The 12,653-nt window shown below is 57.9% G+C and carries 18 protein-coding genes, 1 tRNA gene and 1 pseudogene; 10 read left to right on the forward strand and 10 right to left on the reverse strand.

All coding sequences use genetic code 11. The features are described 5' to 3' along the window. Positions 1 to 17: 17 nt before the first annotated feature. Complete coding sequence (locus tag LYZ69_01420) at positions 18 to 1,193, reverse strand: ParB/RepB/Spo0J family partition protein (GenBank protein ID MDV3277111.1); 1,176 nt, start codon at positions 1,191 to 1,193, stop codon at positions 18 to 20. Positions 1,194 to 1,203: 10 nt separating this feature from the next. Further along, a complete protein-coding gene (locus LYZ69_01425; protein MDV3277112.1) occupies positions 1,204 to 2,268 on the reverse strand; it encodes a hypothetical protein in 1,065 nt (354 codons plus the stop codon). A gap of 128 nt (positions 2,269 to 2,396) precedes the next feature. Between LYZ69_01425 and LYZ69_01430 the strand changes: the two genes are divergently transcribed. Beyond that, positions 2,397 to 2,753, forward strand: a complete 357-nt coding sequence (locus LYZ69_01430) for a hypothetical protein (protein ID MDV3277113.1) — start codon at positions 2,397 to 2,399, stop codon at positions 2,751 to 2,753. Between the two features lie 145 nt (positions 2,754 to 2,898). On the opposite strand, the gene LYZ69_01435 is transcribed toward LYZ69_01430, so the two are convergent. The 3 genes from LYZ69_01435 to LYZ69_01445 form a co-directional block, all read right to left on the reverse strand. Further along, the gene (locus LYZ69_01435; protein ID MDV3277114.1) at positions 2,899 to 3,288 is read right to left on the reverse strand and encodes a hypothetical protein; all 390 of its coding nucleotides are present in this window, start codon (positions 3,286 to 3,288) and stop codon (positions 2,899 to 2,901) included. Between the two features lie 3 nt (positions 3,289 to 3,291). Then, positions 3,292 to 3,525 (reverse strand): hypothetical protein, encoded by a 234-nt coding sequence (locus tag LYZ69_01440; protein ID MDV3277115.1) that lies wholly within the window; start codon positions 3,523 to 3,525, stop codon positions 3,292 to 3,294. Between the two features lie 297 nt (positions 3,526 to 3,822). Further along, positions 3,823 to 3,920, reverse strand: a tRNA-Ser gene (locus tag LYZ69_01445). 89 nt (positions 3,921 to 4,009) lie between these two features. Here LYZ69_01445 and LYZ69_01450 point away from each other — a divergent pair. Together LYZ69_01450 and LYZ69_01455 are read left to right on the forward strand one after the other, a co-directional pair. Continuing rightward, positions 4,010 to 4,867, forward strand: coding sequence for a GNAT family N-acetyltransferase (locus tag LYZ69_01450; protein ID MDV3277116.1), 858 nt, complete (start codon positions 4,010 to 4,012; stop codon positions 4,865 to 4,867). A 25-nt stretch (positions 4,868 to 4,892) separates the two neighbouring features. Beyond that, on the forward strand, positions 4,893 to 5,783 hold the full coding sequence (locus LYZ69_01455; GenBank protein MDV3277117.1) for a 3-hydroxyacyl-CoA dehydrogenase family protein: 891 nt from the start codon (positions 4,893 to 4,895) through the stop codon (positions 5,781 to 5,783). On the opposite strand, the gene LYZ69_01460 is transcribed toward LYZ69_01455, so the two are convergent. Further along, entirely contained in the window at positions 5,770 to 6,174 is a 405-nt protein-coding gene (locus LYZ69_01460) for an acyl-CoA thioesterase (GenBank protein ID MDV3277118.1), read from the reverse strand. The genes LYZ69_01455 and LYZ69_01460 overlap by 14 nt on opposite strands. A 105-nt stretch (positions 6,175 to 6,279) precedes the next feature. Between LYZ69_01460 and LYZ69_01465 the strand changes: the two genes are divergently transcribed. Next, positions 6,280 to 7,056 carry an enoyl-CoA hydratase-related protein gene (locus tag LYZ69_01465; protein MDV3277119.1) on the forward strand — a complete coding sequence of 259 codons (777 nt, stop codon included), beginning with the start codon at positions 6,280 to 6,282 and terminating at the stop codon, positions 7,054 to 7,056. Beyond that, positions 7,057 to 7,851 (forward strand): enoyl-CoA hydratase-related protein, encoded by a 795-nt coding sequence (locus LYZ69_01470; protein ID MDV3277120.1) that lies wholly within the window; start codon positions 7,057 to 7,059, stop codon positions 7,849 to 7,851. A 25-nt stretch (positions 7,852 to 7,876) separates the two neighbouring features. Here the strand turns inward: LYZ69_01470 and LYZ69_01475 are convergent, their stop codons facing one another. Continuing rightward, positions 7,877 to 8,230, reverse strand: a complete 354-nt coding sequence (locus LYZ69_01475; protein ID MDV3277121.1) for a hypothetical protein — start codon at positions 8,228 to 8,230, stop codon at positions 7,877 to 7,879. A gap of 64 nt (positions 8,231 to 8,294) precedes the next feature. On the opposite strand from LYZ69_01475, the pseudogene LYZ69_01480 reads away from it, so the two are divergent. Further along, positions 8,295 to 8,545 (forward strand): annotated as a pseudogene (locus tag LYZ69_01480) (hypothetical protein). A gap of 123 nt (positions 8,546 to 8,668) precedes the next feature. On the opposite strand, the gene LYZ69_01485 reads toward LYZ69_01480, so the two are convergent. After that, positions 8,669 to 9,199, reverse strand: coding sequence for a cob(I)yrinic acid a,c-diamide adenosyltransferase (locus LYZ69_01485; GenBank protein ID MDV3277122.1), 531 nt, complete (start codon positions 9,197 to 9,199; stop codon positions 8,669 to 8,671). A 125-nt stretch (positions 9,200 to 9,324) separates the two neighbouring features. Here LYZ69_01485 and LYZ69_01490 point away from each other — a divergent pair, with 125 nt between their 5' ends. Beyond that, entirely contained in the window at positions 9,325 to 9,726 is a 402-nt protein-coding gene (locus LYZ69_01490) for a DUF2203 domain-containing protein (protein ID MDV3277123.1), read from the forward strand. Here LYZ69_01490 and LYZ69_01495 read toward each other — a convergent pair. Then, positions 9,723 to 10,571, reverse strand: coding sequence for an amidohydrolase family protein (locus tag LYZ69_01495; GenBank protein ID MDV3277124.1), 849 nt, complete (start codon positions 10,569 to 10,571; stop codon positions 9,723 to 9,725). The genes LYZ69_01490 and LYZ69_01495 overlap by 4 nt on opposite strands. A 166-nt stretch (positions 10,572 to 10,737) precedes the next feature. Here LYZ69_01495 and bcp point away from each other — a divergent pair, with 166 nt between their 5' ends. The 3 genes from bcp to LYZ69_01510 all read left to right on the forward strand — a co-directional run bounded on the left by bcp (position 10,738) and on the right by LYZ69_01510 (position 12,169). Continuing rightward, positions 10,738 to 11,217 (forward strand): thioredoxin-dependent thiol peroxidase, encoded by a 480-nt coding sequence (gene bcp / locus LYZ69_01500; GenBank protein ID MDV3277125.1) that lies wholly within the window; start codon positions 10,738 to 10,740, stop codon positions 11,215 to 11,217. A 12-nt stretch (positions 11,218 to 11,229) separates the two neighbouring features. Beyond that, positions 11,230 to 11,949, forward strand: coding sequence for a hypothetical protein (locus LYZ69_01505; protein MDV3277126.1), 720 nt, complete (start codon positions 11,230 to 11,232; stop codon positions 11,947 to 11,949). A 67-nt stretch (positions 11,950 to 12,016) separates the two neighbouring features. Next, positions 12,017 to 12,169, forward strand: coding sequence for a hypothetical protein (locus LYZ69_01510; protein ID MDV3277127.1), 153 nt, complete (start codon positions 12,017 to 12,019; stop codon positions 12,167 to 12,169). Here LYZ69_01510 and LYZ69_01515 read toward each other — a convergent pair. After that, on the reverse strand, positions 12,163 to 12,636 hold the full coding sequence (locus tag LYZ69_01515) for a GNAT family N-acetyltransferase (GenBank protein ID MDV3277128.1): 474 nt from the start codon (positions 12,634 to 12,636) through the stop codon (positions 12,163 to 12,165). The two genes, LYZ69_01510 and LYZ69_01515, sit on opposite strands and share 7 nt — an antisense overlap. Positions 12,637 to 12,653 lie beyond the last annotated feature (17 nt).

The raw sequence follows: 12,653 nt of genomic DNA on the forward strand, positions 1-12,653 counted from the left end.
TTGGGCAATTCCCAGGATCATCTTCGTTTTCCCGCGCCGGCGCGCAAGAGGAGAGGCCCGACGATTTTGTCCCCTGCTATCTTCTGCCACATCTCCTCTTTGTGGTCGTAGCGAAGGTCCACAGCTTCCACCGTCTCTCGGGGCTCCCTGAATTTCATCGATGGTGATGGCTCTGCCGCGTACCTTCTGCCCTCCAGATGCTTCACGAACAGAAAGAACCGCCCCTTGCAGGCAGAGCATGTGCAATCCAGCCTGCTGACGCTGTCTGTGACCTCCGTCCTGCTCTCGCCTTCTGGGTCTGCCGGCAGGTGAGTGGCCTCGATCTTGCCCTTCATCTGCACCATGTGAAGGGTTCGGCACCTGGGACATGACGCAGTGATTACGCTCTTCTCGTGAATCTCGAGCCCTTTGATGGCCTTTCCTTTCGCTTTCGCAGGCTTCTGTTTCTTCGCCTGACCGCCCTGTGAGGTAGCTGTCCCACCTGCCTCGGGTTTGGGTTGCTCGTACTGCGAGAATACTCTCCTGAACCACTCCAACGAGTACGCCGAGTTCCTGTCCTCCCATGCCCTGTCCATGTCCTCCCCCTTGTATCCGTAGCCAGCCGCTGTCGCTGCTGTCAGGTAAAAATCCGCCTCGCCCTCGATCTTGCAGATGTACTCCAGGTGCGGAAGCCTGAATCTGAACCGGGTCGCGACCTCGATTTCGAAGAGCTTTCGTATCTTCTCCAGCGTCACCTTGTCGGCGACGTCGACCAGCCGCTTCAGCCCCTTTTCGAGTCCCTCGGGCTTTATCGCGTCCCTGATCTTGGTCAAACCGTAAACCTCCTCGAGGACCGAGAGTCCCTGCCTCTCGCCCCTCTCCTCGTCGTTCTCCCTCTTCGCCTTGACGAACATCTGGAGCTCGTCCATGCCGGTGTCGATGTAGGCGGTGTAGGAGCCGAACCTCTCGTCTTTCGTCGTCTCGTAGAGCAGCTTCAGCGCATGGTAGCGCCTCACCCCGACGTAGACGTAGTAGCCTTCGCCGTCGGACCTCAGTACCACCCTGCCCGGGTTGAGCTGGCCGTTGGGGGTGTTCTCATCGGCCGCCGACCTTATCGAGTCCGCGAGGCCCGCGACGTCGTAGCTGAACCTGAAGGCGAGCTTCGGGTGCGGCTGGATCAGCTTGAGCGGGATGGTTGTCAGTTGGGCCGGCATGGAGGTCCACTCATGATTGCCACGCATCCAGCTCTGACTGCACGACCAGCGACCGCATCTCGGTTCGCTTGAGATGATACTTCTGTGCGATGGAGCTGCTGATGTGTTCCGGGACTGTGTCCTCGCAAGCCTCGATAAGCGCTTCCTCGGCCAGCTTCCTGGGAGACCTGCCCAGCCCGTTCCCAACACTCCGCGCGTACAGCTTGGCATATTCGGCGCTCACCTGCTGCAGCAGGCCCGCCTCCCTCAGGAGCCTCGAGGTGAGGCGCAGCTTGGAGATGGAGTATTTCCTGAACATCGCGCCCATGCTGGCTCCTGCGCACGCTGCTCTTCCCGAGAGCCTGGCCTCCTCCAAGACCTTGAAGAGCTCGAAGTTTCTCTCGTCAGTCGTTATCTGGAACTCTGACGGTCCCAGGGGCTCGACCCTCTTCTCGTCGAATCCCCTCCTCGTCAGCACCGCGTTCCGCAGCTCGACGAGCGCGCCGCTATCTGAGGCAAAGAGAGGTGTCCTCAACCTGCAGTAGAGGCCGCAGGCGTAGGACCGGAACGGCCGTTCCCTGCCATCTACGAGAACCCGAATTCTTCCCTCGGACGACGGATAGACTTCGACAACGAGATCCTTCAGCCGGTCCATTCCTGGGTGGACCTTCGCGATGGAGGAGCAGACCTCTCCCAGGTTCCTACCCTGACTGATGAACTCCTGAGCGACAGAGGCGATGGCAGCCTTGGTCGGACCCAGCTCGCCCATGATCTTGACGGCGGCCTTCTCTGCATTCTGCTTCACCGTGTTCTTCACTTCGGGAGAAGCGTTGAACTTCTCAACGAGGGACTCGATTTCCTTTCTCAACGGAGACATCCTTTCCTCCTGCTGCATGGAGAGCGAGTACGAGCCGTGGGCGCGGGAGCCGACTGGCCTCCCCAGAACCTTCGAGAGCTCGTTCCTATCCAGCGGTGCGGCCCCGACTGGACTGCTCCCGTCCCTGAAGACGGATCCACAACTCTGGCAAGCACCGTCCACCAGAGGCGAGCCGCACTGTTCGCACAGTTCGAGTGGTTCCCCATCCTCGGCTGCCATGCCATCAAGGACGATACCGGCTTTTAACGCGAGGCGGGTCGGAAATCGTGTGGTGGTTCTTATAGGCAAACCCTCCTGATTCATCGTTCTCTAAGCATTTAAGTATAACGTAATCCGACCGTAGGAGTATGCCAGAGAGACGTTTCCGAACCATCACCGTTGCGGCGCAGCTCTACCAGCAGGTCCAGGAGAGGGCCAGGAAGGAGAAGAAGCCCCTGGCCGTCTTCGTCAGTGATATCCTCGTCAACATGCTCTACGTCGACGAGAAGTTCGCGAACTACGTGCCCCTGCTGGATCTGGTCGCGCTGGAAACGGACCAGGTAATCATCAGGGACAACAAGAAGGACAAGATCGCGGACGTCAGGGTGAAGAAGGCGGACGGAGGCAAGCTCCAGCTCTACTGCACGCTGGACAGCACTGACTACTGTCCCCACACCGCCTTTGCGGCTGCTCTGCCCCAGGTAATCAACGCCACAAGGCGCTGAGGCGGAGCATGCTCCCGCCCGGCTTCGTCAGGTTCTACAATGAGAAGGGACTCGACAGGCCTTATTGCAATCAGTGCGTGCACTTCGCGACAGAGGGCGGAACGAACCGGGGGCTGTGCTGGAAGCAGGGAGCCTACATCTCGCTCTACTCGAGTTGCAGCGACTTCGACAGAAGAGTGAATTCGTCCACTCCCATCGTCGGCGAAGGAGAGATCAAGGCGAAGTTCAGGTTTGGGCCGGGGGACCTTCTGAAGTAGTCCGCGCTTGGTCCTTTCCAGCGAAAGATCTTGTCTGTCACTCCGACGGCGAAAGTGTAGCTGAGCATCATTGCGCTGAAGAAGAGCTCCGAGGCCAAGCCTGGGTCGAACTCCGCCACCCGCTTGAAGAGGCTGGTCGCCTTGACGTACTCGGTCCTGAACTCGGGCGAGAGGAGGTCCTGCTTCATCACGTTCGAGACCAACCCGTCCACCCTCCTATCGAAGGCAATTCGGCTCATCTCCCGGCTTTCTCTGGAGGCGCGCTTTCTCGCCGTCATGTCCTACTTCTCGTTGAGGATGCGTTGTGTGTCCCGGTGAATGTCGATGATCTTCATCATCGCCTCATGGTGAAACTCGGTTAGCTGTATGGAGTGCCGCATATGGTCGTATTCTTTCGTGCCTGTTTTGAACTTCTTCGCGGCCATCCTGAGGCCATCAAGGACTACCTTGTAACTCTGGTCCCACATGTTTCTCAGTTCCATCCACTCCTCATCAGGCATCATTCCTTCAGTCAAGTTCCGACCTCTGAAAGACCGGTGGAAGGCCAGGCCGACTCTGCTTGGCTAGCAGGCGCAGTTGAATTGCCTCTGACACTCTACCGCCTTTGGGCATATACGCCCCACCGTCGCTACATAGTCGGAACACGGTTGTCCTGATATACCAAGAATAGAATTGGTGCGGTGAGCGCGTTGAATCCAAGTAGCCAGGAGCAACACTGCTGTTCCTTTCCTGGAAGATTTGCAGCTATTCCGAGTTCAGGTACTGTACCTGGCTCTGTACCCATCAGAAGGGAACTTGACCCGTAGTATGAGCGCCGGGAAAGGGATTCGAACCCTTGCGACCCGTTGGGGTCACGGGCTGACTGTGCAGTGACTCAAGGCCCGCGCAATAACCACTCTGCCATCCCGGCAGACGCCCCGATGGTTCGCTGCCGATTTAACCGTTCAAGCATTTCAGCGAGGAAAGCGTTTAACCCAGGTGCGGCGTGGCGGCAACGAGTTGGGTACGACCATCAGGGAAGCGAGGCGCTCCGACAAGGCGCCGCTGATGTCCTTCATCAAGGACATCTGGGGAGGCCACGACTACATACCGAAGGTCTGGGATGAATGGTTGCGCGACAAAGGCGCGAAGATGTTCGTAGCGGAAGTGGACGGAAGGCCGGTGGCGATGAACAGGGTCCGGTTCATGGAAGACGGCTCGGCCTGGCTCGAGGGCGTCAGGGTACACCCAGAATTCAGGAGGATGGGGCTGGCTTCGATGCTCGGCCGCAACTCGATGAACATCGCGCTGAGAAGGGGAATCAGGCTCTACAGGCTGACGAGCGGCTCGGCCAACAAACCTGCACACAAGCAAGTGGCCAAGATGGGGTTCAAGGCTGTAGCAAGAATGAGCGTTTACATTTCAGGGGAGAAGGCGAGGTTCTCGCAGCAGAAGGGAGTCAGAAGGGCGAAGAAAGAGGACGTCCCAGCCCTAGAGCGCGCAATAAGGAAGTCGAAAGAGTACGCCATCGGTTCCGGAGTGTACTGGGACTCGTTCACCGCGACCTCGATGACTCCGCACGTGCTCGCGAGGTTGGCGGAGGAGGGCTCGGTCTACCTCTCAGAAAGCGCTGTGGCCATTGCAAAGCTTGGTGGAGAGGGCTCGGACAGGTGGAGGCAGGTTTGTTTCGCTACGGGCACCCCGGAGGACATCATGAGGGTAGTAGGGCACGTCTTCGGAAAGAAGGAGAAGTGGAGGGCATCGCGGAAATGGGTTTATGCTCCCTCACGCACTCCCCTAGTCTCAGCGCTCTCCAAAGCGGGATTCCGCAGGTGGGGCACCCTCTTGCTTTTCGAAGCCAGAGCTCCCAAGAGTTAAAACTGACAGGAGGATAAGCAACAGTATGCAACGAAACGTGAACAGAGTGGCTGTACTGGGTGCTGGCCTGATGGGCCACGGGATAGCTCAGATGGCTTCCCAGGTCGGGGGATACGAGGTAACGCTCCTTGATGTGAAACAGGAGTTCGTTGACCGCGGCATGAAGATGATCTCTGACAGCCTGGCGAAGTTCGTCGAGCGTGGTAAGCTGACAAAGGACCAGGCGGCAGCCGTGCTCTCCAAGATCCATCCCACCACGGACCTCGCACGCGCAGTGGGGGGGAGCCAGCTCGTCATCGAGGCAGCGACCGAGGACCCGAAGCTGAAACTCGAGCTCTACAAAAAAGTCTCGGAACTGGCCGACGCGGACGCTGTACTCGCTTCCAACACTTCCTCCATCAGCATCACGATGCTCGGTGCTGCTACGAAGCATCCTGAGAATGTCTGCGGGATGCACTTCTTCAACCCGCCACAGCTGATGCCTCTGGTCGAGGTAACCAGGGGGAACAAGACCTCGGACGAGACGATAGACCTGGTCAGGAGCGTCTCCGCGAAGATGGGGAAGGAGACAGTGCTCTGCAAGAAGGACTCGCCTGGCTTCATCGTCAACAGGATACTCGTGCCGGCGCTGAACGAGGCGGTCTTCCTGGTCCAAGAAGGCGTAGCAGACCCGGAGGATATTGACAAGGCAGTGAAGCTGGGCCTTAACTGGCCAATGGGGCCGCTGCAGCTTCTCGACTACGTCGGGTTGGACACGACCTTCAACATCACGCAGGTGTTCATGGAGGAGTTCCAAGATGGAAAATACCGCGCAGCTCCCCTCTTGCGCCAAATGGTTAGAGCAGGAATGCTAGGTAGGAAGTCTGGCAGGGGCTTCTACGAATGGGGTGCCCCGGGCGCGACTAAAACGAAATAAGCTTCTCCCGAAGATCGTCCGGGATTGCGACAGACTTCCCTGACCTGTCGATTAGGGCGTGGACGGTGTGCCCTGTGCAGAGGAGCGTCATTTCAGGCAGCTTGTAGATCTCGTTCTCGAACCTGATGCTTGCACGACCGATGCTCGCGACCTTCGTCTTAACCAGGACCTCGTCGTCAAAGCGAGCCGAAGCTTTGTAGTCCGCGTGGGCCTGGACGACAGGGATGTGGTAACCTCTCTGCTCCCAGTCCTTGTAGGGGAGCCCAGCGTCCCTCAGGAGGCCTATCCTCCCGACCTCCATCCAGACGAGGAACTTCCCGTAGTAGACGACCTGCATCGTGTCAGTCTCCTCGAACCTCACCCTCAGTCGCTGTTCGTGCCAAGGATTCAAGAGGGTCGGCACGATTCGCACCGCTTTTTAACATGGTGGAGGCTTCATTACGCGAAGGGTTACGCGGCGCAGGCTTTTTTACAACCACGACTCCGCGTCGGCGACATGGGTTACGAGACACTTGTGGTCTCCAGGGAGGAGTCCCTCGGCATCATCACTCTGAACCGGCCAGAAGCGATGAACGCCCTGAACGCCAAGATGGTCTCTGAGTTGATCCAGGCTTTGGGAGAGTTCGAGAAGGACGAAGGGGTGAGGTGCGTCGTCCTGGCCGGGAGCGAGAAGGCGTTCTCCGCTGGGGCCGACATCAAGGAGATGGCAGACAAGACGGCCGTCCAGATGGCGATGACGGGGCACTTCTTCCCTCTCTGGGACAAGGTGGGGAGGCATCCCAAACCGATTGTGGGAGCGCTCAGCGGTTACGTCCTCGGCGGCGGGCTCGAGCTCGCCATGAGCTGCGACGTGCTCGTTGCCTCCGAGACTACGCAGCTGGGTCAGCCAGAGATAGACATAGGGGTGATGCCGGGAGGGGGCGGGACGCAGAGGCTCACGAGAGCTGTGGGCAAGTACAAGGCCATGGAGATGATACTCACCGGCAGGAGGATAGGCGCGGAAGAGGCGAGGACCCTCGGGCTCGTGAGCAAGGTGGTCCCCAAGGAGGCATACCTGACGGAAGCCAAGAAGGTGGCGAATGAAATTGCCTCAAAGTCACCCGTGGCCGTGAAGCTTGCCAAGATGGCAGTCAACAAGGCTTTCGAGATGGGGCTCAGCAACGGGATAGACTTCGAGAGGGAGTTGTTCTACCTCCTCTTCGCATCCGAGGACAAGAAAGAGGGTATGAAGGCATTCACAGAGAAGAGGAAGCCAGAGTTCAAGGGGAAGTAGATGGAGTACAAGACTGTCAAGACAGAGCTGAAGAACGGGGTTCAGTGGATAAGGCTGAACAGGCCCGACAAGCTGAACGCGTTCGACGAGCAGATGGGCAGCGACCTGCAGGAAGCGCTGAAGGAAGGGGAGAGGGATCCGAAGGTGAGGTGCATCGTCATCACCGGGGAGGGACGAGCATTCTCGGTCGGCGAGGACCTCAACACGAACCGGGGCGTCTACGACAGCGGCAAGCCGATGCTGTTCGGCGAAGTGCTGCGTCGGAAGTACAACCCGATAGTCTCCAGAATCAGAAAGATGGACAAGCCAGTGCTGGCGGCGATCAATGGCGTGACCGCGGGCGCTGGTCTCGGGCTGGCCCTTGCGTGCGATTTGCGCGCAGTCTCCGACACCGCGAAGTTTCACGAGGCATTCATCAAGGTGGGTCTGGTTCCCGACGCGGGGACGAGCTTCTGGCTACCGAGGATTCTCGGTCTCGGTAGGGCTATGGAGGTAACGATGCTGGGAGAACCCATAGACGCGCGCACGGCGCTGAACATGGGTCTCGCCAACTGGGTCTTTCCTGACCAGGAGTTCATGGGCGAGGTGACACGAATCGCGGAGAGGCTAGCGGCCGGTCCCACGAGGGCCTTGGCGCTCACGAAGCGGGCACTGAACAGGGCGATTGTCGTGGACATGGACTCCGCTCTGGAGTACGAGGCATACCTCCAGGAGATCGCGGGCAGGAGCAAGGACCACGTCGAGGGCGTCAAGGCCTTCTTCGAGAAGAGAGAACCAAACTTCTCAGGTCAGTAACGGGCAACCACACCGAATGCGAGCGTCAGTCCATGAGGATCGGCATCTCACGGATACGTCTGATGGGTGAAAGGAGGACCCAGAGGAAGGCCAACGACGTCCCCACCACGGCGAGACCTATTGCTTCGTGATAACCGAGGAGTCGCGCCATGACGCCTCCGATGAAGCTACCAATCGGAACCGTGCCTGTTACTATGAAGCGCATTGTCGCGTTCATCCTCCCGAGAAGGCTCCGCGGAACAAGAGACTGTCTGTAACTCACTTGCGTCACGTTGTACATGATCACCCCTACCCCCTGGATGAAGAAAGAGACGCCCGGAATCAAGAGGGCGAGCTGCCCAGCAGCGAGATAGACTCCAGCAGATGGGAGGCCAAACATGAATGCGCTGACTATTATTACCGGGCCTACTCCGATGCGTTGCGACACTCTGGAAGAGTTCGGAATCATCGAGCTCAACGAAGCATTCGCGGCTCAGGTCTTGGCTTGCACGGAGGAGATGCCGGAGTTCGACCTGAAGAGGGTGAACCCCAACGGTGGAGCAATAGCGCTCGGCCACCCCTGGGTTGCAGCGGGGCCAGAATCGCCACAACGCTGCTCCACGAAATGAAGCGAGCCAAGACGCGCTACGGCCTAGCGACTATGTGCATCGGAGTCGGCCAAGGAATATCGACGGCCTTCGAACTGGCCGGTTAGCAACACTGGCTTGGCCCTGCAATCGCCCTCATTCTGAAGAGCTATCTTCTAGATTGACCTTCTGGTGGCGATAATCACCATTTCATGGCCGAATTGACGCTTTCAACAGAAAAGGAGTGCAAATCAGCCTTTCCAGATGTCTTCCTTCACCCTTCGCTTCTGGTTGGCCAGCCTGCCCAGGTTGAACAGGTAGCTCGACAGTCTGTTTAGGAATGGTATCAGCTCCGAGTTCAATTTTTCCGCCTTGGACGCTGTGAGCGCCCTCCGCTCCGCCCTCCTACAGATTGCCCTGGCGTACTGAAGTTCGGAGGCGAGTCTCGAGCCCCCTGGCAGGATGAAGTTCGTGAGAGCGGGCAGCCTATTCAGGGCCTCGTCCGTCATTTTCTCGATGGTGGCAGTGTCCTCCTTGCTGATTCTTGGTACCTTCGCGGAGTCCGAATCTGCTGCGAGGTCGGCGCCGGCGACGAAGAGAAGCCGCTGAACGACCTTCAAAGACTTCGTGGTCTGGATGTCGCGACAATCGGAGAGGACCACCCCGATGTAACTGTTCAGTTCGTCAATTGTTCCGTAAGCCTCGACGCGCGGAGAGTCTTTGGCGACGCGTCTGGGGCCGTAAAGAGAAGTTTCTCCCCTGTCGCCTCTTCTGGTGTACATCGAAATTTGGCATTTAACGTCGAGCTATGGACCATATTAGACTTGCTGGTCGCACATTTTGAAGTGCGAAGAGATTTATCTGGTCCTTCTCTGATGGAACAGGCGAGCAAAGAACGTCTTTTGGTTTGAACGACCACTACTTCACGCCGCAGGAGGCCTCGAAGCTGCTTCCTGACATCAAGCCGAAGGTGAAAGAACTGATCGAACGGAAGAAGATCATAGCGTCCCTCCACGGAGAGCTGGAGAGGTTCAGCCTCCTGGGAGTGAAGACCCCTGAAGTCTCGGAGAAGGCCGCCCTTTTGGACAATCTTGTGGACCAGATGACGAGGAGGATTTCAGAGCTGGAAGACCTGGGCGTTACGGTGAAGGATTTGGACTTCGGCTTGGTCGACTTTCCCGCCGACAGGTACGGCGACAAGGTGCTGCTGTGCTGGAGGTACGGGGAGTCAGAAGTATCCTACTGGCACAAGGCGAACGAGGGATTCAACAGTAGAAAGCCGCTGAAGGCGCAGCTCATCTCCCCCTAGTCTCCCAGCAGGGACTCGGCATTCGTCCTCAGCAGCTTGTCAGCCACGCCAGGCTTCAGCTTCGGCTTCAGGCTAGCCTCGAAGTCATCCATCCATTCCTTCTGCCTCAGCATAGGGTAGTCCGTCCCAAAGACGAATCTGTCCTGCAGGGGACCATTGATGTATGTCAGAAGATTCGAGGGCAGGTACCTGGGTCTCCAGCCTGAGACATCGAGGTAGACGTTGGGGTTCCTCATGGCTATCGCGATCGCCACGTCAGACCAAGGCCAGCCGAAGTGGGCCATCACAACCTTGAGGTCCGGAAAGCGCTGGCAAACCTCGTCCAGATACTCCGGCTTGCTGAACTTGATCTCGCAGTCGCCCAGGCCGGTGGTGCCGGTGTGGAGGAGTACCGGGGCTCCTCGCTCCTCGCAGACCTCGTAGAGCGGGTACATCTTCTTTGGGTCGTTGGGATAGACCGAATTTGCGCTGCTGTGGACCTTCAACCCTCTGAGCCCGAGCTTGACGAACGCCCGCTTGAGCTCACGGACTGCCTCCGCCCCTGAGTTCGGATCGACCCCCGCGAAGGGAACGAGTCTGCCGCCGGACCTCGACGCGATCCTGGCAAGCTCCTCGTTCTTCATCGTGTAGTTCTTGAAGCTCGGGTTCCGAGTAGCGTGCGCATCTTGCCCGAGGATTACAGCCCTGCTGACGTCTGCAGATTCCATTTCCGTCAGGAGGTCGTCAATGGACGTCGGGAGCTCATTCTTGTCAAGTCTGAAGAACTCACAGGCCTTCACGATGGGTCCGTTCTTCAGCATGAAGCTCTTGGTCCAGGGATGAACGTGGAAGTCTATCGAGTTCATCTGTTCTGGCGACGCCGTCCGTCAAGTCGGTGAATAAGTCTTCTGAAGTAGCTGGCTCGGAACAAGATGGTCTCGAGCGCAAGCTCTTCGGCCGTCGTCCAGAGCATTGAGCCGAACGGGCCCGCCAATCACTAAGTTTTTGAGGCCCTAGAACCCGTTACGTCAGATGGTTACAAAGAAGGCTGCAGATCTGAGCGTTGGAGACGTCGCTCCCGACTTCGAGCTTCCTTCTTCGAAGGGTGCGAAGGTGAGTCTCGCGTCCCTGAGGGAGCGACAGGTGGTGCTCTACTTCTACCCGCAGGACGACACGACAGGCTGCACACGCGAGGCGTGTTCCTTCAGAGACAATCTTCCAAAGTTCAGCAAGCTGGACGCTGTCGTTCTCGGAGTAAGCAAGGATTCGATTGATTCGCACAAGAAGTTCATTGACAAGTACTCTCTGAACTTCACTCTTCTCAGCGACGAGGGCCTGGTCGCCCACAAGCTTTACGACACCTGGAGGCTGAAGAACAACTACGGGAAGACATACTGGGGGACGGAGAGGTCCACATTCGTGATCGACGAGAAGGGGATGGTAAAGAGAATCTTCAGGAAGGTCAAGGTCGACGGACACGAGCAAGAGGTCCTTCAGGCTCTGAACGCTTAGGACAGTTAGCAGTTGGGTTCAACAGTAGCCGGGGTCAAAGCAGGCGTTCTCGCCGGAGTCGCACTGTTCGCCACCCTTGCTGCCGTCAACGTGCTTCTACTCTACGCGTTCAGGACTGACGTGATGAACATTGTCGCCCAGGGACTGCCCAGCGCTTGCCCGCTGGTGCCCAAGAACTCGACGGCCAGCGCAGAGTCGTGTTTCACCGCAGTCGTGCAGGTGGACGTCCCACTCTACGTCTTCGAGGCATTCCTCGTTTCTGTTTTCATCACAGGCATCTTCGGGAGGGTGTACGAGAGCGTCCCAGGCTCGACACCGGCAATGAAGGGGGTCATAGTCGCGAGCCTCATGGCCGTCGTGTACATCCTTCTGGGACTGACGGGCGTGACCTTCGAGTATGCAGACTCGATGATTCTGAACATCTTGTTCCTAGTGGCTGCGATGCTATATGGAGTGGGCTTGGGGAAGCTCTACAGGCGCTATACCGGGACGGTCGAGTTCGCCGTGGACGGCGAATCGGTGAAGATTCTCGTAGACGGCAGGGACTTCACAGGGAAGAAGAGGACTTTGGCGAAGAAGTCGTCCCACGAAGTCAAGGTGGAGGGCGAGGCGGGCTTCAGGGAGTGGGTCGTGAGTGGAGGGGTCTCGGTCGAGGACAACCATTCGTTCAAGACGACGATGGAAGTCAACGGCGACGGCCTCCTCAAGGCGCTCGTGTCCAAGAAGTATTAGCCGTTTGACGAAGAGACGCCCATTCACCTACCAGCATTAAATATCGAACCTCCATCGCGCCACCGGAATGCGACTGGCAGTTGTCGAGGAGGAGACGTATTGTTTGAAGTCTCAGAAACATCTCGAGTATTGCACAGGCACCAACCATGTCTGCTACAGGTGTGGGCTGTTGATTGGGTCCTGCCACTGCGCCGAACTCGGTTCTCTCTTGGACTATTGAGACCGGCCGGCGAACACCTGCATCAACGAACGAAATCCGCGCTTAGTGTAGAATCTCACCGCTATCTCGTTCTGAGAGGGGACCTCTGCCGTGATCATCTCTGCGCCCATCCTCTTGAGCTGTTCAGAGACCTTCTCCAACATGTCGTTACCCAGTGTCTTACGCCTGAACTCGGGAAGTACGTAGAAGTCCGTGATGTGTCCTTCCCTTGTCGGGTGATAGAAGACTCTATTCCTCAACTGTGCCCTGAGAACACCGACCACCTTCTCGCCTCGGGTGGCGACTAGGAGGAGAACCTCGGGAGACCTTAACGAGTCGGAGACGTACTTCTCTGCTCGCTCCCTAGAATCCTCGACGACCATGAATAAGGGGTCGAACTCGTTGTTCAGCCTTTTCGTCCTGACGATGAGGTCTGCGGCTGAACCGACATCGCGCTCCGTCCCCCTGCGTATCTTGACTGGTGCCACGCCAGCCTCTCTACGTG

This window comes from Nitrososphaerales archaeon, assembly GCA_032906765.1.
Classification (GTDB): Archaea; Thermoproteota; Nitrososphaeria; order Nitrososphaerales; family Gagatemarchaeaceae; genus DASPPF01.